Source organism: Ureibacillus aquaedulcis, assembly GCF_030418165.1.
Taxonomy (GTDB): domain Bacteria; phylum Bacillota; class Bacilli; order Bacillales_A; family Planococcaceae; genus Ureibacillus; species Ureibacillus aquaedulcis.
On record NZ_JAUHTQ010000006.1, the window covers coordinates 1 to 20,715 of the forward strand.

A 20,715-nucleotide genomic window follows, 5' to 3' on the forward strand; every position below is an offset into this window, starting at 1 on the left:
GAATGCGTTTCATCCCTCTTATATAACGTATCTCAAACTCTTTCTCCCTTCGGAGTGCGTTTCATCCCTCTTATATAACGTATCTCAAACTCTTTCTCTCTTCGGAATGCGTTTTATTCCTTCTCATATAACGCGTGTCGAGCTATTTCTCGCCTCAGAATGCGTTTCATTCCTCGAATGAAACATTCCTTAAGCTTTTTTCGCCTCAAATTCTATTTATTCCTCTTTCGAAAACACCTTGAAGCAACTATTCCATATAGTTACTTAACAAAAAACAACAAACCCTATTTTGCCCACATCACCACAAAAAAACAGATGAAGAAAAGTTCCCCTTTTCCTCACCTGTTCCATATATTATCTCTCTGTCATTTGCTTCCAAACGGAACCTTTTGCTTCTTCCCCTTGTTCGATGCGAGCGATGGCCATTTTCACTTGAAGTTTCACTTCAAATTCTTTGTCATCTTCGGCATCGTGTAATGCTGGAAGGCAGTTTTCCGTTCCTGTTTCGAATAAGTACATTGCTGCACGCCAGCGGACAAGTTTATTTTTATCCTTTAACGCTTCAATCATGTACGGTTCAAACTCTACAAAACCTAAATCACTCATGCAATCTCCTGCTGTCCGTCGAACTGCCGAGCTTTTATCTTTTAGAGCGCGAGCCAGATATGGAACAACCGCTACATCTTCTATCATCCCAAGGTAAACAGTTGCTAGACGGCGAATTGACATTTGCTCGTCTTCCAACGCTTTTTCGAGTAATGGTAAATCGTCTACCTCTGGATCAGGCAGTTGATCCAATAACTGGTAGCGTTTTTGCCAGTCGCCGGCTTCAAGGTATTGCCCCAACGTTACTTTTTCTCTTTGCAAGGTCACAGTGTTTTTCTTGCTTGCTGCTTCAATAATTTGTGCTACACGTTCTTCCGGGTATGTTGCATTGATTTCTTCAATAATTTCTTTGGCAATATCCTCTTTTTCACCATATCGAATACCAAAATCAACCCATTTGCGTTCAAGCAAATAGTTATCATCGAATTTGTTGATTTCTATGGATTGGAAAGCTTGCACAAAACGGTCTCCTACAGAAACACGGTGTTCAATTGCTGAATCAAATACTTTTACCTGCAGTGGAAGACCTCTAAGCATTTGTACATGAACAAACACTTCTCCAAAATGGTCGTCCGCTTGTACTTCCTGGGCAGTAGCCTCACTGTTCTCACCTAGTGCTGCTCCAACACTAGCTAAAATTGGCTCCCATTGGAACTTGGCATTGCGCTCAACTGCTAGAAAGTCGGCAACATGGTAGACCCCTTTTACCCCTTCAATTTCTAAAATTGCTTGAATTTGTTCAGGGGCACTTTCGGCATTATCCTTTGTGTAATTAAAAGCTTTTCCAAACGGAAGTTCCTCGTCTACTACAACTTTCATCGAATTCGGACTTGGTGTTGGCTCGATTGTTACGATCTTCATTACTATCCTCTCCTACCCATTCACGATGTCGTCTAAATACGTCCATCTTTCAATTAATTGTTCATATTCTTTGTTTAAATCATCCAGTTTTTCTGTTAGTTGTTGAAGCTTTGTATAATCCGCTCCAGCCGTTGAGATTCCCTCTTCGGTAGCCTCAATTTCTTCTTCCACTTTTGCGATTGTATCCGAGATGGTTTCCCATTCTTTTTGTTCTTTAAATGAAAGCTTTTTCTTTTCACTTTTCGTTTTTTGCGGTTTTGGTTTTTCCACCTTTACTTCTTTAGCTTCTTCTTTTTGGGTATGCTGTTGTTTCTCGAGGTAGTCACTATATACATCCAGGCTTTCATCAACATTTCCTTGCCCATCCAAAATCCAAAGCTTTTTCGCGATACGGTCCAGGAAGAATCGGTCATGGGAAATTGTTAATATAACGCCAGGGAAATGCTCGATAAAATCTTCTAGAACCCCTAAAGTTTCAATATCCAAGTCATTTGTTGGCTCGTCCAATAACAATACATTCGGCTGTTCCATCAGTAAGCGCAATAAATGAAGTCGTTTTCGTTCCCCACCAGATAATTTTCCTATTGGTGTACCATGAGTATGTAGCGGGAATAGAAATCTTTCAAGCATCTGGGCTGCAGAATATCGTACTCCTTCTGCATCTGTTATGTCATTGGAAGCTTCGCGAATGTATTCAATAATGCGTTCGTTTTCGTTCATGGCAGGGATTACTTGTTTAAAATGCGCTCTTTTTACTGTGGAACCGACAATCACTTCACCATTGTCCGGTTCTAACTCGCCAGCCAATATATTTAATAAAGTCGATTTTCCGTAGCCATTGGCACCAATTATTCCTATACGATCCCCTTGCTGTAATAAGAAATTAAAATCTTTCAAGATCACACGATCGCCAAAAGTTTTTGACAGCTGTTCACCCTCAATTACCTTTTTACCTAGGCGTGATGTCGCAAGCGACAATTCTAGGCTAACATCATTTGAGCCTCGTTCTATTTTAGTATCCAATTCTTCAAAACGTTGAATTCTCGCTTTTTGTTTCGTTGTACGTGCTTTTGCGCCACGGCGAATCCACTTCAGCTCCGAACGATAACGGTTTTGTAATTTCTCTTGAGTTGCTGCATGCATTTCTTCACGAATAGCACGAGACTCTAGATAATCTGCGTAATTTCCTGTATGTCGATACAATGTTTGGTTGGCAAGTTCATAAATATGTGTTGAGATTTCGTCCAAAAAGTAACGGTCATGGGTAATGAATATAACTGCCCCTTTTAGGCGCATCACCATTTCCTGTAACCATTCAGTGGATTGCACATCCAGATGGTTCGTCGGTTCATCAAGCAAGTAAAGGTCTGCCGGCTCAATTAGAACCTTGGCCAAAGCGACCCGTTTTTGTTGCCCACCTGAAAGAGTGGTTACTTGCCGATCAAACATATCGATGCCTAATTTTGTTAGCGCTTGTTTTGCAAGAGCATTTACATCCCAGGCTTCGTCATTGTCCATTTGCTGTTGCAGACGGAACAATTGATTTTGTAATTCTTCGGATTCAGAATTTTTCGATAGCTTTGTTAAAGTATCTTCATATTGTCTATTTAGTTGAAGAATCGGCGAGTCACCCGAGAAGACGGCTTGTAATACGGTCTCCCCTTCATTGAATTGAGGATCCTGCGGTAAATGTGAAATTCGATATTTGTTCGGGTGATCGAGTTCAACCGTATCGGCATCCTGCTGCCCTGCTAAAATGGATAGCAATGTAGATTTCCCCGTTCCATTAATCCCGATTAACCCGGCACGTTCTCCCTCATAAATAGTAAACTCAATATTTTCGAATAGCGTTTTATCGCCAACGGTTTTTGTTAAATTTGATACGATTAAATGACTCATGATATTCCTTCTCTTTCCTTTTAGCTCCTATAAATTTGTAAATTACAAGTTTATCGCTAATTTTATATAAACGCACATTACAATTACTGTTATTTAATTATTATAATTGATTTCAATCAAATAGTGCATTGATTAGCATTTAATTGGAACGATTAATTGATGCGGCCTCAGCTAATTGGAAAGAAATCCAGGCTCACTCATGATCTCCCTTTCTATAAGTAAGCCAATAATTCGTAATAGAAAATAGTATAAAAATCCAGATAAACTCAATGAATACTATACTTATAACCTTTGTGTTAATAGTGCCTGAAATGAGTACCTCCATGGCATATTTACTTAAACTGGCTGGGTTAATAAAATCGATATTGGGAATTAAACTTATAATGATTCTGCACCCCAAAAGAAAAATAATTGAGATCAAAGCGATCATTCCCTGACTCCGAAAAACTGCGCTTACCATCGTTGTGAAGGACACGACGAACAGCACCCAGGTAAGATACAGTAAAAGAGCAATCAGCATATGGGACAATGGGACGACTGTAAATAAATTGTTTACATACAAATAAGAAATTAAAAATCCTATTGTGACACTAAAAGCAGCAAGCAGATAATTTGATGCAACTTTACCACTCAAATATGAAATTACACTAACAGGTCTGGTTAAAATAAAGGCCAACATGCCGCTTGATTTATCTGATTGAATGATTCCCATCAAGGCGATTACAAGAATGATAAGTCCAAGCTGATCAAACTGAGAACCAAATGTACTAGCTAGCACTTCCCCGCCTTCTTGGCTGATTAGGGTAGAATCTATTGTAATTCCTTGCCCGCCGCCTAAAGTATCAAGTATGTTTGGCAAATAATAAGTGACGATCGGTTGAGTACATCCCAGCAGGATGAAGACCATTGGCAGCCAAATTACTTTCAAATCGCGAGCCATTTGAACAAATTCCTTTTTCATTAACAGAATACCGGCATTCATTATCGCATCACCATTTTCAGGAAAATTTCTTCGAGAGTATCTCTTTGAATTTCAAATTTCAGGATATCCACGTTATGTTCAATAGCATTTCTTAATATTAGATTTTTATGGTTATAGATATCATCTACTTTTACTTCAAGTTTATTTCCTTTTACGGTTAGTTCCTTAACATAAGGCAATTTTTTCACAATGTTCATCCACACTCCATCATTGCTGGCAAGTTCTATAATTAACCTATTTTTATTGTTACGTTTGAAAAGCTGTGATATGGATGAATCCTCCAGTTTTACTCCATTCTTGATAATGACAAATCTTTCACAGATTTCTTCGGCATCATTTAGAATATGAGTGGATAATAGGATTGTTGTTTCTTTCTTTATTTCTTGTATGATGTTCAAAACTTCTCTTCGGCCAATTGGATCCAATGCTGATACTGGTTCATCCAGGATAATCAGGGAAGGCTTATGCAGCAGTGCTTGCGCTATTCCAAGCCTTTGCTTCATACCCCCGGAGAATGTCCCCACCTTTGAGTTTTCTGCATCCTGCAACCCTACTTTTCTTAAAATTAGCGGAATTTGATTGTTTAAAGCTTTTTTTGGCACGCCGGAAAGTTGACCCATGAACATTAGCGTTTCTTTGGCTGTCATCCAATTAAAAAAGTTAGGATACTGCGGTAAATAGCCAATTTCTTTTTTCATCTCCATATTTTTATTTCCATTTAGTAAAATTTCGCCTTTTTCTGGTTCAATCATATCTACTATCATTTTTATTAAAGTTGATTTCCCTGCCCCATTTGGTCCGATTAAGCCGACACATTCACCTTTTTGTATTTCCAGATTAAAATTATTAACAACCGATTTGTTTTTGAAGGATTTCGTCACATCTCTTATTTCTAATTTCAAATTTTTTCACTTTCCTTTCTGCCTATTACGAAGTAAAGAATAGGCCCGACTGTGTTAACAAATAGAATAACGATCGTCCATAAAAGCACATTTTCCCTTGTTTTTCTATGGCGATAGAGATCCAGCAGAGCAAACAGTACCAAGAACATACCTATTGCAATAAATGGAAGTACGACAGGAAGGAACTGCATTATTTCGATGTTTTTTAGTTCATCTAATTCGTAGTGGAGCTGCACTTTCAACACCTCATTTCATTATCATTATTGATAATGATAACTAAATTGGTGGATATTTGCAATTGTTATTCTCATTTTTTATAATGAGATTAAAAATATATGTTAAAAAGGTGATGAAATGACGAATAAAGTTGATATATTAATGCATCCAGTAAGAATGAAAATCTGCCAAGCATTAATGAGAAATAAGGAAAATGGGCTAACTCCATTAGAGATGGTAAAAATCATTAAAGACGTGCCACAAGCAACCTTATACAGACATATACAGATATTGGTGGATTCGAGTATCATCCATGTGATTAATGAAAAAAAAGTAAAATCGGTTTCGGAAAAGTACTATGCTTTGAATGAGGTGGAGGCAACCCTCGATGAGGATGAATGGAAAAACATTTCTAATGAGGAGAAGCTTAATTACGTTTCCTACTACCAATTATCCCTTCTAACACAATATCAAAGTTATCTAAAAGGACTTGAGGAGCAAAACGTCAAGGAAGACGGTGCAACTTTTTCGATAGTGGAACTAAAAATTGACGATCAACATTTTTCTCAATTTCAAAATGATTTAGACGAATTAATGAAAAAATACTACAATTACCAGGATAACGAAAAAGATGTACCGGCTCGTACGATTGCCATTACGATTATTCCCGATGTTTGACATAAAAAAAGCAATTGAAAGTATGTCATTTGACCAACCTTCAATTGCCTATTGTTTTGTTCAAGGAAAGATCTTTGATAATGACTACTTCGAGTAATAAAGGTAAAAATTATCCATACATATTTGGTACCACTTCTTTTGGTATGGGGTTAACGTATTCACCTTTAGTTTGTGCCAGCAATTCATCTTTTGCTTGATCAATCAAAACCGGATTTTGCAATAATTCGATAGCCGTCAAAGCTAACACTTTACTTGCATAAAGCATACCTTTATGGGCTAATCCTGTTTTCCCCTGGGAAACAAGCTGCCAGCTGTGCAGCGGCGTGCCTAGTACAAAACATGTAGTAAAGAATTGTGAAGTCGGCACAACCCAGCTTACATCCGCCACATCAGTAGATCCTGCCATCGTAAGTGACGATTTTTGATAGGAAACTACTTCCGGATAAAATGGGTAGTCTGTTTCATTTAAGTAATCTAACTGGCTATCCTCGAAAATCGATTTAATTTCCTGCAGGGCACTTGAAAACTCTTCTGGCGTAAGAGTTTTTGCCATCTTTTTCGCATATTGGAGTTCTTCTTCATTATAAGAAGGTATACCTACTAACTGTAATTTATCGTAAATAATTTTGTTAATGGTATCGTTGGGAATATAGTTCGAACATGCTTTATCAAATTTTACTTTTACTTTTGTCTCAGTCATTAAAGCCGCACCATCTGCAATTTTAACAATACGTTTAAAGATGTTATCGACTTCTTTTATAGTATTCGCTCGAATTAAATATAAAACTTCAGCATTGGCTTGTACAACATTTGGTGATATTCCCCCTGAATTCGTCACTGCATAATGGACTCTGGCACTACTGGGGATGTGCTCGCGTAAATAGTTGACTCCAACATTCATCAATTCAACGGCATCCAGCGCACTTCTTCCCAAATGTGGCGAATTGGCTGCATGTGAGGCAATTCCTTCAAACTCGAAATACACTTGATAGTTTGCTAGGGAAGAATAATTGAATACACTTGTGAATGAATTTGGGTGCCATGTTAATGCAACATCCACTTCCTCAAATACTCCTTCCCGCACCATAAATGTCTTACCTGATCCACCTTCTTCTGCAGGACAGCCATAATAATGGATTCTACCCTCCAGTTCACCTTTGGCAATCAAATCTTTCACCAGGGCAACTGCCCCGACTCCAGCTGTCCCTAGTAGATTATGACCACATCCATGGCCATTGCCTCCTTCAACTAAAGCTTCTCGAACTTCACTCGCGGCTTGCTGACTTAATCCGGGAAGTGCATCATATTCTCCTAAAATACCTATAATTGGACCTTTATTTCCGTACTTAGCGACAAACGCAGTATCAATGCCCCCTATACCCATTTCAATCTCAAATCCGATTTCCTCTAAGTATGTCGTTAGAATCTTTACAGAATCAAATTCTCTAAATCTTGTTTCAGGAATCTCCCAGATTCTATCAGAAAGTTTTATAATATCCTTTTCATACAGTTGATATAAACTCTCAACCTCTTCTAGTTTACTAGGCATTACCTTTCAACTCCTCATAAATCTTGAAAGGTACATTTAACCAGATTTCAAGAGCTGAAAGCATATCGTCTTCCTCGATATCAAACTCTTCGTGATGATGACCTGCTGCCAAATTTGTCCCAATAATGGAATAGCATGCCAAACCACCTTGTTGTTGTACTTTTTGCATTAGGAAAGTGGCATCCTCGGAGCCTGCCTTAAAGTTTTTATATTCGATTACTTCATTAAGGGATTGTTGAAGTTTTGCTGTATCGTTCAAGATTCGAGCCAACTGTTGGTCTGAAGGAATACTTAGAGCATATCCAACCTTATCCAGTTCAACTTGAACATCATACATTGCGGCGATGCCATTAAATATTTGATGTACGCGTTCTTCGTAGAAATCATTGATGGCAGTAGTTTCACCACGAATTTCCAATTGCATTTTTGCGATTGATGGGATAATATTTCGACCACTGCCCGCTTCTAAAGTCCCTACATTTACACGAGCTACTCCTTCACTATGCGGAGGCAGACTGTGCAAAGCAAGAACCGCTTGTGCACTTGCCAATAATGCATTTTTTCCTTTTTCCGCATTAACCCCAGAATGAGCGGCTACTCCTCTAATTGTTACATCAAATTTTGAAGTTGCCAAAAATCCATCTACTCCTGCAACATAGGTTCCTTTAGGGACACCTGTTCCAATGTGAAGTGCACATAGATAATCTATGTTATCCAATAAAGGTGATGAAACAATTGCACTTCCTCCCCTTACTCCTTCTTCGGCTGGTTGGAAGATTAGGATAATTTTTCCGCAGAGCTTATCCTTAACTTTCATTAATTGCTCAGCTAGCCCTAATCCGATTGTAGCATGGCTGTCATGACCACATGCATGCATGAAGCCTTCGTTTTGGGAACGGAAATTCAATTTTTGGGGTACATGGTTTTCATGAGATGATTCCAAAATCGGCAATGCATCGATATCTACTCTATAGCCAATTGTAGGTCCTTCAATACCAGTATCGAAAATTCCAATTACCCCTGTTTTTCCGGCCTCCATTTTTTCTAGCCATTCGGATGAGATATTACTATCCAATGCTTTATTATAAAAAACTTCTGCTAACTCTTTACCAGGCACTCCTAGAGAGACCCCGTTTACAATCTCTTTTCCTACATAAACGTCATAACCCAAAGCTTCAAGTTTTTCAGCTATAATAGCAGAAGTGCGAAATTCCAGCCAACCAGGTTCTGGAAATTGGTGAAAGTCCCTTCTCCATGCTGATAAAACCTGTAAATAACTCTTTTCTACTGTTAAAAAGTTCATCTAAATCATCTCCTATTTTAATAAGTAAATGAACCCCTGGACCAATCGGAATATTAAATAATACAAACACCAGCATCAAAAGAATCCATGCAATTAAAAATACAATCGTGTATGGAATCATTAGCGACATCAGAGTTCCGATACCGGCTTTTTTGTTGTAGGTTAACATGAACCCTAAAATTATCGCGAAATATTGATTGAGTGGTGTTACCATGTTTGTGGACGATTCCCCGATGCGATTAGAAGAGATTGGAGGAAATTAATGAATCAAAGTAAAGCCATCCACGCTTCTGAAAAGGTATGCTTTGTCGAGGAATAACAAAGAAGTGCGAAAGACTGGAACAAATTAATTATACTAAAATTTCCGAATTATATAAATGGAACGCAAATTATTAAGGATATAATTGTATTAATCTTCAATACATAAAATTAGAATGAAAGACTCGAAAATAGGTGAGAATATTTTCCTAATAATTACAGGTAGGGAGCATGAATGTCGGAACAAAAATAGGTGCAACAAGCGACCAAAGAGCAGATCCACTAATGATAAATAAACTCAGAACAGCTACTAGTAAAGTAAATAAAACAACCGCAAAGACATTTGTTAATTTTATTGCAGTTAAGATATCGGCTAAATGTACAGCCATCCACGTAGCGATGTTTGTCCAGTTAAAGTATCCAATAAATTGACCAATAATAAAGATCAATACGATATAACCAGACAAATCCCGGATTGCCTCAGCCATAATATTTGGAACGTCAGCTACCTTAGTAATCTTTTTAACCGACACACCATATGTAATACCTGCCAACAAGAAGAAAGCAACTAGAATCGGTATTATACCGGATAAAAACGGCGAACGTAAAATTGTACCGTCATCATTTAATAGCGGTGAATCTGGAATAACCATCAAAACGATTAACATGCCAACATAGAGTAAGCTTGCAATGCCTGTGTTGCGTAAAGCCCGATTTTCTATTGGCGTAAGTTCGTGTAAATCTGCTTTCTTCTCACCATTATATGGCCCTAAACGTGGTTCTACTATTTTTTCAGTAACAATTGCCCCTAAAAAGGCTAGTAAAAACGTTGAGGCACTCATAAAGAACCAGTTATCTAATGCTGACACTACCATATCCGGATCAATTGTTTTGGCGATTTCTGTTGAAATACCTGACAATAACGCATCCGTTCCTGCTATTAAAATATTTGCTGTAAATCCAATACCAACACCGGCAAGTCCAGCAGCCAAACCGGCAAGCGGATGTCTACCCAAAGATAAAAATACCAATGCAGCTAAAGGAGGAATTACTACAAATGCTGCATCCGAAGCAATATTACCCAAAATACCAATGAAAACGACCATGAATGTAACGATTCGTTTCGGTGTCTTAATAATTGCTTTTGTCATTAATGCAGAAAATAGCCCTACCCGCTCAGATAAACCTATACCAAGCATCATTGTTAATACTAAACCCAATGGTGCAAAACCAGTAAAGTTTGTCAAAGTATTTTCTAAAATATAGCGAATCCCTTCTTTTGACAGCAAATTATTAACCGTTACTGTCTCACCTGTATTAGGATGGATAACAGAAGCATGCATCGTTCCTAAAATAAATGAAATTATTACTAGAATAAGTGTAAGATACAAGAAGAGCATAAATGGATGCGGCAACTTATTACCGATTTTTTCGACGAGATTCAGGAACTTGTTGAAGGCACCATTGTTTTCAACTTTTATCTCTGGATTATTTTCCATAATCAAATTTCCCCCTTTTTTATTTTTGGACTATTTATTACAATGTCTTAAAATAAATATTAAAAAAGTTTGAAAATTTCCACAATAGTAAATTTGGAGGGTTTTAAATGTATAATATATGCGTCTTTTCAACCAAATATTCTTATCGGTGGGTAAAAAAATGTGAAAATATGAAATTTGATAATATCAATCTACAAAATTACATTTATGATGATTTAAGTCATTTAGAGACACTATTTCTTGAGAAGATAAAAAATTGTGATGCAGTTATATTTAGTGCTCAAATTCCCTACATACATATTCAAAAAAAATTTAAGGAATACTTTTTGACAATTCCTTGTGCTTTTTTTGATATTACCGAGCGTGATTTTTATTTTAAAATTGCGGAGATCCAGTATAAGTATCCGGAATTTTCCTTCAAGCATTGTATTATAGATTTTCTTTATAAAGAGAACAACTATTTGAGTTTAAAAGACATACTGTTACCTGAAGATTTCCCGTATCTTCTTGGGGAAAGCATCGAAGTCTATGCCCAACCAGATGCTTATGAGGTTGTATATCAAGCCCACGCTAAACTTTGGCAGGAACAAAGAGTCCGTTTCTCACTTACACGTTTGACAAATTTGTATACTTATTTTGAGGATGAGAACGTTCAAATCATTCATATTACCCCAAGCTTTGAGAGTATGCAGACAACAATTTTGGACGTAGTTAAAGAAATTGAAGTAGCTAATTTAATGAATAGCCAAGTTGTAGCAGGATATCTAGAATTTTCAGTCTCTCAAAATGATCCAACGGAAATCGAATACCGCCAAATCGCCCTTTATAAATCAATTCTGGATTTTAATCGAAAATTAGGAACATCGTTAATTACATATAGAAGTGCAATTCACTATGAATTGCTTACAAATTATAGTGACTTTTCCATGATTACAAATAATCAACAAAATTGCTCTTTAGTTGATTTTTTACGGGAACAACTTTCTTTCAAAGTTAAAATCGGATGGGGTATCGGCAAAACATTACAGGAGGCAAGAATCCAAGCAGAGAAAGCAGCAACCTATTGTACAGGTTCTCTAACAGAATCCTATATTTTAACGAAAGAAAATCATCTAATCGGACCATTGGATGGCAAGACATCAATTGCCATGAATGATTCTGATATCGATAAACTTGAGGAAATCTCCAGGAACACAAATATCTCGTTGCTTCATCTACAAAAAATTTACGGATTAGTATACAAACTAAAAAAAGAATCCTTAACAGCTGAAGAGTTGAGTATTCACATGTCCATTTCGGTTCGTACAGCAAGCCGGATATTAAAGCGCCTGGAGGAATTTAATTACGCTTCACCAATTGCAAATAATGTGACCAGAGCAAAAGGTCGCCCTAGTAAATTATATAAAATGAATCTCTAGACCTTTTTAACATGACATTATGATGTTAACTTACAAATCGAGATATTAAGCAATTTAATAACCCTAAAGTGGCGGTTGAAACCTGCTGCACTTTAGGGTTGGTTTTTTGCTTTAAATAAGAAGATTATTAGCGATTTTATCAATTTGATTTTATTGTGGAAATAGCATTGTGTAAAAAATCGATATCCTAAGCCCGGCCTTCTCTTTCAGCCTTCAACTGGTCCAAAAAACTCTCCATAAATGCATGGCGTTCCTCAGCCATTTGCTTACCTTTTTCCGTCGTCATTAAGTCCTTTAATAATAATAACTTTTCATAGAAGTGCGTGACAGAAGCAGTACTTTTCGAACGGTATTCTTCTTCTGACATATGTATGCGAACTTCTTCTGCATCATCATAGAGTTTTCTGCCCTTTGCGCCGCCATAGGCAAATGTACGAGCAACTCCGACTGCTCCGATTGCATCCAATCGATCAGCATCACGGACGATTTTCGCTTCGATTGATTTTGCAGCTACTTCATTCCCACCGTTGAATGATACACTTTCTATTATTTCTTTGATATGTCGCTTTTTCGCATCCGAAAGAGTTAGCGAGTTTAATAAGGCGTCTTCATTTTCCTTGGAATCTGTATATTTCTTATCACTCACATCATGTAAGAGTACCGCGATTTGGACAATTTCACGATCAGCTTCCGGTTCAGTTTCAAGGATGCTTTCCGCATTCTGAAAAACCCTCTCGATATGTTGAAAATCATGACTTGCATCAAATTGGTTATAGATTTCCTGAACGGCTTGTTTAAGTTGATTTATCATTTAGATCACTCCTATTCTTTCTATTATAGATAGAAAAAAGGGATTGTGCGAGCTTGAATCGTTTCTGTGTATTGGTCTTAATCTACTTTACCGTTAACCAAGTTACGAGCGGCTTTTACTTTTATACGTGCGAAGCTCCTTTTTACGGTCAAGTTTCTTTACTTTACGTGCGCGTTCTCTCCCTTTACGTGCGACCTTCACTATTTTACGAGCGTGGCTCCATTTACGAACCACCTTCTTTTCCTTACGTGCGCGTTCTCACGCTCTCTGAACTGCTTGCATAATTTTACGTGCGAATTCCCTCTTCACGAGCGATTTTCTTATCTAAACTTGTACCTTTGCCTAGTTTACTTGCGGCTTGCTGTTTTTCTTGCGACTTTCAAGCTTTTACTTGCGAGTTCACTTACTTTTCTTGCGAATTTACTGACTTTTTTGCGCCATCCCCTAGTTTACTTGCGAGACTTTGAATCACTTGCGACTTTCAAGCTTTTACTTGCGAGCTTCACACATTTACTTGCGAAACCGCCTAATACTCTTTACTCGCGCCCCCCCCCCCGAACTCCCCTCTTTCAAAACTATTTCACTTGAACAGTATTATATTGGGACAAGCCACAATATGATAGTAAAAAGAAGTGTTGGAGGGGAGTTTCAATAATGCGCAAGAATGAAGTTGGTGGGTTGGTTTTGAGGATTGTGTTAGGGGGCATTTTTCTTCTACATGGATTTATGAAGTTTAAGGACGGCATATCTGAAACGATTACAACATTTGATGGATATGGTATACCATATGCCGAGATTGCCGGCTTTGGTGTAGCGGGAATCGAACTGCTAGGGGGTTTCTTTTTGATTATCGGCTTTTCCGTTCGTTTTGTTTCGTTTCTTCTTACCGGTGTGATGGTTGGTGCCATCGTATTCGTGAAATTTGAAGAAGGTTTTTTAAATGGGTTCGAATTTAATGTGGCGCTTATTGCCATGGCCCTATACCTGCTTTTCTCAGGAAGCAATCTGATGGCCTTGGACCAGCTATTTGCAGAAAAAAACAAGAATCCGAAAGGAAAAATACAATTTCGCAGCTAACTATATCTAAAGAAAAAAACTGCAGCTCTAATTGTATGTCACAATTAAAACTGCAGTTTTTATTATTTTACAAGCTCTAGGTCAACAGGAACAAATTCCTCTACTGTTTCGCCATTTAAATAGGCAACAGCTGTTTCGATTGCTGCTTTCCCGATTTCTTCCGGCTTTTGAGCAACTGTTGCTGCCATTTTTCCTTCTTCTACTTTTGCCACAGCATCGTCTGTTGCATCAAAACCGATGACTGTAATATCTTTACCGCTCGCTTCAATTGCTTCCAGGGCACCTAACGCCATTTCGTCATTTTGAGCAAATACTGCTTGTATCTCAGGATTTGCCTGAAGCATATTTTCCATTACCGTCAATCCTTCACCGCGGTCAAAGTTGGCTGTTAAACTTGACACTAAATCCACTTTGCCATCTACAGCCTTCAGGAAGCCTTCGCCGCGATCTCGTGCTGCCGACGAACCGGCAGTCCCTTCAAGCATCGCAACTTTTGCCCCTTCCCCTGCTAATTCAAGTAAGTATTCCCCGGCTAAAACACCGCCTGCTACATTATCTGACGCGATATGTGAAACTACCTCGCCACCTTCAGTCGAGCGGTCAACCGTAATGACTGGAATTCCTGCTGCATTAGCCGATTCAACTGCAGAGCCAACTGCTGATGAATCTACTGGGTTAATCAGGATCATATCCACACCTTGCTGAATTAGGTCTTCTACATCGGAAGCCTGTTTAGATGCATCATCCTGTGCATCTACGATCGAGATTTCCGCACCCTTTTCTTGCGCATTTGCTTTTGCCCCTTCACTTAATGTAACAAAGAAGGGATTATTTAAAGTTGAAATGGAGAATCCAATTTTAAATGAAGCATTTCCACCAGCCGTATCCTCTTTTGCATTCTCCAAAAATGGTGATTCCATTGAACACGCAGAAAGAACCAGTGTGATAAGTGCTACAAATAGTAATGTAATCTTTTTCATATGTCTGTTCTCCTTAAGCAGTTTTTTTGCGGTCCATCAAGACAGCGATTAATATAACGATCCCTTTTACTACCTGTTGCCAGAAAGAAGAAACCCCGATTAAGTTCATACCGTTATTTAGCACACCAATGATTAAAGCACCGATCAATGTTCCAAAGATCCAGCCTTTACCGCCGTTTAAGCTTGTACCACCTAAAACAACGGCAGCGATTGCATCAAGCTCATAGGATTCTCCTGCTGTAGGTTGTGCGGAATTCAGACGGGAAGTTAAAATTAAAGCTGCAAGTGATGCCAGTAATCCTGTAATCGCATACACAGCAATTTTAACACGGTCCGCATTGATTCCTGATAATTTTGCAGCTTCTTCGTTTCCGCCAACTGCATAAACTCGGCGGCCAAATGTTGTTTTTTGCAAAATGAAATAAAGAACGATAAACGCAATAACCATCGTTACCACCGGGACAGGGAATCCTAAAAAATATCCTTTCCCAAACAATTGGAACGAATAATGGTCACCCAGATCAGAAATAGGTCGACCATCAGTATAAACGAGCGTCAAGCCACGGTAAATTGTCATAGTTGCAAGTGTGGCAATAAATGGAGCAACTTTACCTTTTGTAATAATTACACCGTTGATTGTTCCCAAAATTAAACCAATGATTAAAGCAATGCCCATCGTTAAGAATGGATCCATACCACTTGATAGTAGGCTTGCTGCTATAGCACCAGTCAAGGCTAGGGTAGAACCGACCGAGAGATCAATTCCGCCTGTAAGGATAACAAATGTCATCCCGAAGGCAATAATTGCACTGATGGAAACTTGGCGCAGGACATTGAATATGTTTGCGATTGATAAGAAACTTGGATTTAAGATTGAAACAATAATGATTAATAAAATCAAACCAAATAGTGGTCCAAGTTTTGAGACTAATTCTTTTGATTTATAATTGGACAACTTTTTCTCCTCCTGTTGCATATTGCATAATGACTTCTTGCGTCATATTATCTTTATTTACTTCACCTGTTAAATTGCCTTCTTGCATGACAATGACACGATCAGCCATTCCAATCACTTCAGGTAATTCTGAGGATATCATTAAAATGGCAACACCCGCTTGGGCTAATTGGTTGATAATCTGATAGATTTCTTTTTTAGCGCCAATATCAACACCGCGTGTCGGTTCATCCAATATTAGAATCTCAGGCTCTGTACCAAGCCATTTTGCGATAACGACTTTTTGCTGATTCCCGCCGCTCAATGATTTTGCACTTTGATTTGGGCCTGAAGTTCGTATTTTTAAGTCTTCAATATATTTTGCAACCATCACGTTTTCTTTTTCGGGCTTCACAATTCCTGAAGACGAACATTTCTCAAGATTGGCCAAGGCAATATTGTCCTTGATTGAAAAATCAAGAACCAAGCCTTCCGTTTTTCGGTCTTCCGTAACAAAACCAATTCCATGTTTCATGGCATCGATAGGTGATTTAACGCTAACCTTCTGTCCATCTATGAAGATTTCACCTTTATTTGCTTTTCGATAGCCAAAAATCGTCTGAGCCACTTCCGTACGTCCTGCTCCCATTAGACCAGCTACGCCAAGAACCTCCCCTTTTCTCACCTTGAAGGAAATATCTTGGAATAAACCATTGACTGCAAGATTTCGCACCTCTAATTTTGTATCGCCAATTGCACAATTTCTTTCCGGGAACCGTTCTCCAAGCTCACGGCCCACCATCATTGCCACGATTTCATCAAAATTCGTTTCTGGAATATTGCGCACTCCAACATATTGGCCGTCACGCAGAATCGTGATTCGATCACAAATTGCAAAAATTTCTTCCATACGGTGTGAAATATAAACAAATGAAATGCCTTTTGCTTTTAGCTCATGAATCGTTTTAAATAAAGTCTCGATTTCTCGATCTGTTAAGGCCGCTGTCGGTTCATCCATGACAATATATTTTGCATCACTAGCTATAGCTTTGGCAATCTCGATAATTTGCTGTTTTCCTACCGATAAATCTCCTGTGCGCGTACGAGGATTGATATCGAGCCCTAATTTTGATAGCAGCTCCGATGCTTCCTTTTCCATTTGCCGGTTTTTTAGGATGCCCGTCTTTCCATAAGTTAGTTCTTTACCAAGAAACAGGTTTTGCGCCACTGTTAGATCCGGCAGCATATTAAGCTCTTGGTGAATCACTATAATCCCAAGTTTTTCTGCATCCTTTGGCGTTTTAAATTGAACAGCCTGTCCGTCCACTTTGATTTCCCCGGCATCCTTTGAATAGATGCCGCTTAATATTTTCATCATCGTAGATTTACCTGCACCATTTTCACCCATAAGAGCATGGATTTCGCCATTTGCTAATTCGAATTGAACATTGTCTAATACGACGTTGCCACTAAATGCTTTCGTTATGCCTGACATTTGAATCATGCAACTTCACCTACTTTTATAAATTCTAAAAAATCACACCAGATTGCAATATAACGTTCGCATATGGTGTTGTTTCACCAGTCCGAATAATCAACTTTGCTTGTTTTGTAAGTTCTTTAAATTCCTCATGTGATACATATGAGATATTTGATAAATTGTCTTTTAGTTTTCCAGCAATACTCTCATTCTTTGTTTTTACTTCTTCTGCTGCAACTGCAGCTTCTACAACCAAATCTTCCAAAACTACTTCCAGGATTGAAAGAAATGATGGTTCTCCAAGTTTGTATGCTAGATCAATACAAGGAACGCCATCCGGTATCGGTAGACCACAATCTGCAATGACGATTCGATCAGTATGACCTAATTTGGCAAAACGTCCTGCTAATTCCCGATTCAAGATTCCATGTTTCTTCATTTCATGCCCTCCAAACGTTCCATCACTTTGTCGATTTGAGGCATGCCGCCTTGTGCACCAAATTTCTCAACTGAAAGTGATGCGGCGATATTAGCAAATTGAACAGCATCTTCAATAGATTTCCCTGACGTGATGGCATGGGCAAAGGCACCATTAAAAGTATCGCCGGCACCAGTAGTATCGATTGCCTTAGTTGCAAATCCCGCAACCTTGACGATTTCAATGCCATCATGGTAAGCGGCTCCATCACCGCCCAGCGTTACGATAATTTTATTTGGATACTGTTTTAAAACTGTTTCGTAATCAGTCCCAAAGATTACTTCACACTCTGTTTCGTTTGGTGTTAAGTATGTCACTTTTTCAATCCATTCAGGTTTATAGTTTGCAGCTGGAGCCGGGTTCAATAAAACAGGAATCGAATATTTCTCGCAAACTTCAAGAATATAATCGATTGTTTCTGCTGGAATTTCAAGTTGCAACATGACTAGCGAACTTTTTTGGATTTGTTCCATATTTTGATCAATCATGCGCTGGTCTACATCAAAATTCGCACCAGGTACAACGATAATTCGATTGTCATTATCATTTAAAAGAATATTGGCAATCCCTGTAGAGTTGCTTGACTTCGCGACTCCACCTACCAGGATATTCTCATTTGTTAAATTAGCATATAATTCATTTCCAAAAGCATCCTGTCCTACAGCACCAACCATTTGCACCTGGCTGCCAAGTCTTGCTGCTGCAACAGCTTGATTTGCTCCTTTTCCTCCTGGAATTGTTGTAAATAAGTTGCCAAGCACCGTTTCCCCTTGTTTTGGGAAAATATCTGTCTGAATCGCGATATCCATATTAATACTGCCAATTACAGTAATCATTTGAATCTTTCCTTTCTTGTTGTTTCTCTGATAATGAGCTCCGGATCAATACAAACAGACTCTTGCGTTAATTTGTGGCCTTCAATTTGCTTGATGAGCAACTTTGCTGCCGTTTGCCCCAATTGATAGATATTCTGGGCAACTGTCGTCAAACTTGGTGTGACAACATTGCCAACTTGTATCCCATCAAATCCCACGATTTGCAGGTCCTCTGGAATGCAAATACCTAATCGATGCGCTGCCTTTAAGGCCCCTATAGCCGAAGCATCACTGCAAGCAAATATGCCATCAATAGCAGGATTATTCTTTAAATAGTCATAAAGAATTTTTTCTGCTATCTCAAAATCATAGGGACTTTCAATAATATATGTGTTTATATTTTTATGGGTAGCAGCCAGATTAAAACCATCGACCCGTGTTTGCGATGAAGTAAAGGTATCAGGCCCACTAATGCACAAAAGGTTTGTTGCTCCACAGGCAATTAGATAATCGGTTGCAATCTTTGCACCTTTTTCATTGTTTGTTGTGACAGTAGGAACATTTGAATTTATTGGCCTATCTAAGGCGACGATTGGCAATTTTACCTTTTGCCAATGATTTTCTTGTTCAATAATCGAGGTTAAAATAATTCCTGCCACATATTTTTTTGTGAGTTTTTCTAGATAGTGTTTTTCTTTATTTGCATTTTCATCTGAATTGCAAAGAATAACAGTATAACCATATTCAAAGGCGGTATCTTCCACCGCTCTAGCCAACTCGGGAAAGAATGGGTTCTTAATGTCCGGAATGATCAATCCTATAATATCCGACTGTTTTGTTGAAAGTGAACGAGCCACTTCACTAGGCACATAATTTAATTCTTTTATGGCGGATTGGATTGACTCCCGTGATTTCGCCCCTACATACCCGCTTTCATTTAAATATCTGGAAACTGTAGCAACAGATACTTCAGCTAACCTTGCAACGTCACTAATTGTAGCCATCGTATTCTCACTTTCAAACTGTATAAGTGTGAATGTGGTATCGGTTACATATTGGACAAAAAATAAAAAACCAAGTATGTAATCGGTTCCACATTATTTATGGTATAAGCCCTTTTATATGAATGTACCTTTAATAAGGTGTTGTGAACTTTTCATAAGTCTATGAAAATTGGTTCTCTTAGAGTTTATTAGAGTAACATCAATTAAACTTTTTATAGTATGTCACATTTTAATCAATTAAGCTATACTTAAATTAAATTTTCAACATAATTTCACAAATTCCTTTTGCCATTATCTTTGTATCTGAACACCCTGAAGGAATCAGAGATACTATTCTATAAACCACTGTCAGAAGTAAAAGGTAGCTCATATTTTAAGAGCTACCTTTTTCTATTTATCTTCTATTGAATTTTTTAACGAACATAGCACTTGCAACTATAATTAATAATGCAACACCGGCAAATATAGTAATGAGAATGTCCATCGAATTTTGTTGACCTTCCGCTAGTTCGACAACCTCCGACGGCTTTTGACCCTTTCCTAACGCTGCTAAATCATCCGCAACTTCTACTAATAAAGCGGTATTTGAGCAAAGATTGACAGATTTCTTTCCATCATGTTCATTTCCGTAGACTAAATATTCACCGTCCAGTGTAAATTTGAACCCACAACTTGCCGAGTCACGTTCAGTGTATATAAGAACCTCGGATGCTTCTACACCCTTCCATGTATCTGAAACTTCAAATTTTATTTCCAGTAAGTCTGCCGATGACTTGATGAAAGCGTTTTTGTTTGGATCATGAATAGCGGTTACCTTACCCGTGAACACAAAATCACTGTTATCCATTTCCTCAACTGCCCCACCTGGCTCAATACAGGAACATGCAAGGCTGGAAGTGGATGAAAAGTTAACTAGAAATGGAAAAATGAATAGAAAAACAAGAAGCAGTTTTATTCTCACGGTG

General features: G+C 38.2%; 20 protein-coding genes. 3 read left to right on the plus strand and 17 right to left on the minus strand.

Features of this window, described 5'->3' with window-relative positions:
* Positions 1 to 354: 354 nt before the first annotated feature.
* The 5 genes from QYB95_RS09465 to QYB95_RS09485 form a co-directional block, all read right to left on the minus strand.
* The gene (locus QYB95_RS09465) at positions 355 to 1,467 is read right to left on the minus strand and encodes a conserved virulence factor C family protein (RefSeq protein WP_301138101.1); all 1,113 of its coding nucleotides are present in this window, start codon (positions 1,465 to 1,467) and stop codon (positions 355 to 357) included.
* Between the two features lie 12 nt (positions 1,468 to 1,479).
* On the minus strand, positions 1,480 to 3,366 hold the full coding sequence (locus QYB95_RS09470; protein ID WP_301138102.1) for an ABC-F family ATP-binding cassette domain-containing protein: 1,887 nt from the start codon (positions 3,364 to 3,366) through the stop codon (positions 1,480 to 1,482).
* Positions 3,367 to 3,559: 193 nt separating this feature from the next.
* Positions 3,560 to 4,348: an ABC transporter permease gene (locus tag QYB95_RS09475; RefSeq protein ID WP_301138103.1), complete on the minus strand. Its 789-nt coding sequence runs from the start codon at positions 4,346 to 4,348 to the stop codon at positions 3,560 to 3,562.
* A complete protein-coding gene (locus tag QYB95_RS09480) occupies positions 4,348 to 5,250 on the minus strand; it encodes an ABC transporter ATP-binding protein (protein ID WP_301138104.1) in 903 nt (300 codons plus the stop codon). Before QYB95_RS09480 ends, QYB95_RS09475 begins: the two co-directional genes overlap by 1 nt.
* On the minus strand, positions 5,247 to 5,486 hold the full coding sequence (locus QYB95_RS09485; RefSeq protein ID WP_301138105.1) for a PLD nuclease N-terminal domain-containing protein: 240 nt from the start codon (positions 5,484 to 5,486) through the stop codon (positions 5,247 to 5,249). Before QYB95_RS09485 ends, QYB95_RS09480 begins: the two co-directional genes overlap by 4 nt.
* Positions 5,487 to 5,604: 118 nt before the next feature.
* Here QYB95_RS09485 and QYB95_RS09490 point away from each other — a divergent pair, with 118 nt between their 5' ends.
* Positions 5,605 to 6,144, plus strand: coding sequence for a transcriptional regulator (locus QYB95_RS09490; protein WP_301138106.1), 540 nt, complete (start codon positions 5,605 to 5,607; stop codon positions 6,142 to 6,144).
* A 109-nt stretch (positions 6,145 to 6,253) separates the two neighbouring features.
* Here the strand turns inward: QYB95_RS09490 and QYB95_RS09495 are convergent, their stop codons facing one another.
* The 4 genes from QYB95_RS09495 to QYB95_RS09510 form a co-directional block, all read right to left on the minus strand.
* Positions 6,254 to 7,693, minus strand: coding sequence for a M20 family metallopeptidase (locus QYB95_RS09495; RefSeq protein WP_301138107.1), 1,440 nt, complete (start codon positions 7,691 to 7,693; stop codon positions 6,254 to 6,256).
* A complete protein-coding gene (locus QYB95_RS09500; protein ID WP_301138108.1) occupies positions 7,686 to 8,996 on the minus strand; it encodes an amidohydrolase in 1,311 nt (436 codons plus the stop codon). The genes QYB95_RS09495 and QYB95_RS09500 overlap by 8 nt, the downstream gene beginning before the upstream one ends.
* Positions 8,878 to 9,246: an AbgT family transporter gene (locus tag QYB95_RS09505; protein ID WP_345783715.1), complete on the minus strand. Its 369-nt coding sequence runs from the start codon at positions 9,244 to 9,246 to the stop codon at positions 8,878 to 8,880. The genes QYB95_RS09500 and QYB95_RS09505 overlap by 119 nt, the downstream gene beginning before the upstream one ends.
* 217 nt (positions 9,247 to 9,463) lie before the next feature.
* Complete coding sequence (locus QYB95_RS09510) at positions 9,464 to 10,753, minus strand: AbgT family transporter (RefSeq protein ID WP_301138109.1); 1,290 nt, start codon at positions 10,751 to 10,753, stop codon at positions 9,464 to 9,466.
* Between the two features lie 461 nt (positions 10,754 to 11,214).
* On the opposite strand from QYB95_RS09510, the gene QYB95_RS09515 reads away from it, so the two are divergent.
* The gene (locus tag QYB95_RS09515) at positions 11,215 to 12,171 is read left to right on the plus strand and encodes a hypothetical protein (RefSeq protein WP_301138110.1); all 957 of its coding nucleotides are present in this window, start codon (positions 11,215 to 11,217) and stop codon (positions 12,169 to 12,171) included.
* A gap of 187 nt (positions 12,172 to 12,358) precedes the next feature.
* On the opposite strand, the gene QYB95_RS09520 is transcribed toward QYB95_RS09515, so the two are convergent.
* Positions 12,359 to 12,982: an HD domain-containing protein gene (locus QYB95_RS09520; RefSeq protein WP_301138111.1), complete on the minus strand. Its 624-nt coding sequence runs from the start codon at positions 12,980 to 12,982 to the stop codon at positions 12,359 to 12,361.
* A gap of 654 nt (positions 12,983 to 13,636) precedes the next feature.
* Here QYB95_RS09520 and QYB95_RS09525 point away from each other — a divergent pair.
* Complete coding sequence (locus QYB95_RS09525) at positions 13,637 to 14,059, plus strand: DoxX family protein (protein ID WP_301138112.1); 423 nt, start codon at positions 13,637 to 13,639, stop codon at positions 14,057 to 14,059.
* 62 nt (positions 14,060 to 14,121) lie between these two features.
* Here the strand turns inward: QYB95_RS09525 and rbsB are convergent, their stop codons facing one another.
* The 7 genes from rbsB to QYB95_RS09560 all read right to left on the minus strand — a co-directional run bounded on the left by rbsB (position 14,122) and on the right by QYB95_RS09560 (position 20,711).
* Positions 14,122 to 15,039: a ribose ABC transporter substrate-binding protein RbsB gene (gene rbsB, locus QYB95_RS09530; RefSeq protein ID WP_301138113.1), complete on the minus strand. Its 918-nt coding sequence runs from the start codon at positions 15,037 to 15,039 to the stop codon at positions 14,122 to 14,124.
* Between the two features lie 13 nt (positions 15,040 to 15,052).
* Entirely contained in the window at positions 15,053 to 15,994 is a 942-nt protein-coding gene (gene rbsC / locus QYB95_RS09535; protein WP_301138114.1) for a ribose ABC transporter permease, read from the minus strand.
* A complete protein-coding gene (locus tag QYB95_RS09540) occupies positions 15,981 to 17,477 on the minus strand; it encodes a sugar ABC transporter ATP-binding protein (protein WP_301138115.1) in 1,497 nt (498 codons plus the stop codon). Before QYB95_RS09540 ends, rbsC begins: the two co-directional genes overlap by 14 nt.
* Positions 17,478 to 17,502: 25 nt before the next feature.
* A complete protein-coding gene (gene rbsD / locus QYB95_RS09545) occupies positions 17,503 to 17,892 on the minus strand; it encodes a D-ribose pyranase (protein ID WP_301138116.1) in 390 nt (129 codons plus the stop codon).
* Positions 17,889 to 18,767: a ribokinase gene (gene rbsK, locus QYB95_RS09550; RefSeq protein WP_301138117.1), complete on the minus strand. Its 879-nt coding sequence runs from the start codon at positions 18,765 to 18,767 to the stop codon at positions 17,889 to 17,891. The genes rbsD and rbsK overlap by 4 nt, the downstream gene beginning before the upstream one ends.
* Positions 18,764 to 19,750 carry a LacI family DNA-binding transcriptional regulator gene (locus tag QYB95_RS09555; protein ID WP_301138118.1) on the minus strand — a complete coding sequence of 329 codons (987 nt, stop codon included), beginning with the start codon at positions 19,748 to 19,750 and terminating at the stop codon, positions 18,764 to 18,766. The genes rbsK and QYB95_RS09555 overlap by 4 nt, the downstream gene beginning before the upstream one ends.
* 394 nt (positions 19,751 to 20,144) lie before the next feature.
* A complete protein-coding gene (locus tag QYB95_RS09560; RefSeq protein ID WP_301138119.1) occupies positions 20,145 to 20,711 on the minus strand; it encodes a hypothetical protein in 567 nt (188 codons plus the stop codon).
* Positions 20,712 to 20,715: the final 4 nt, after the last annotated feature.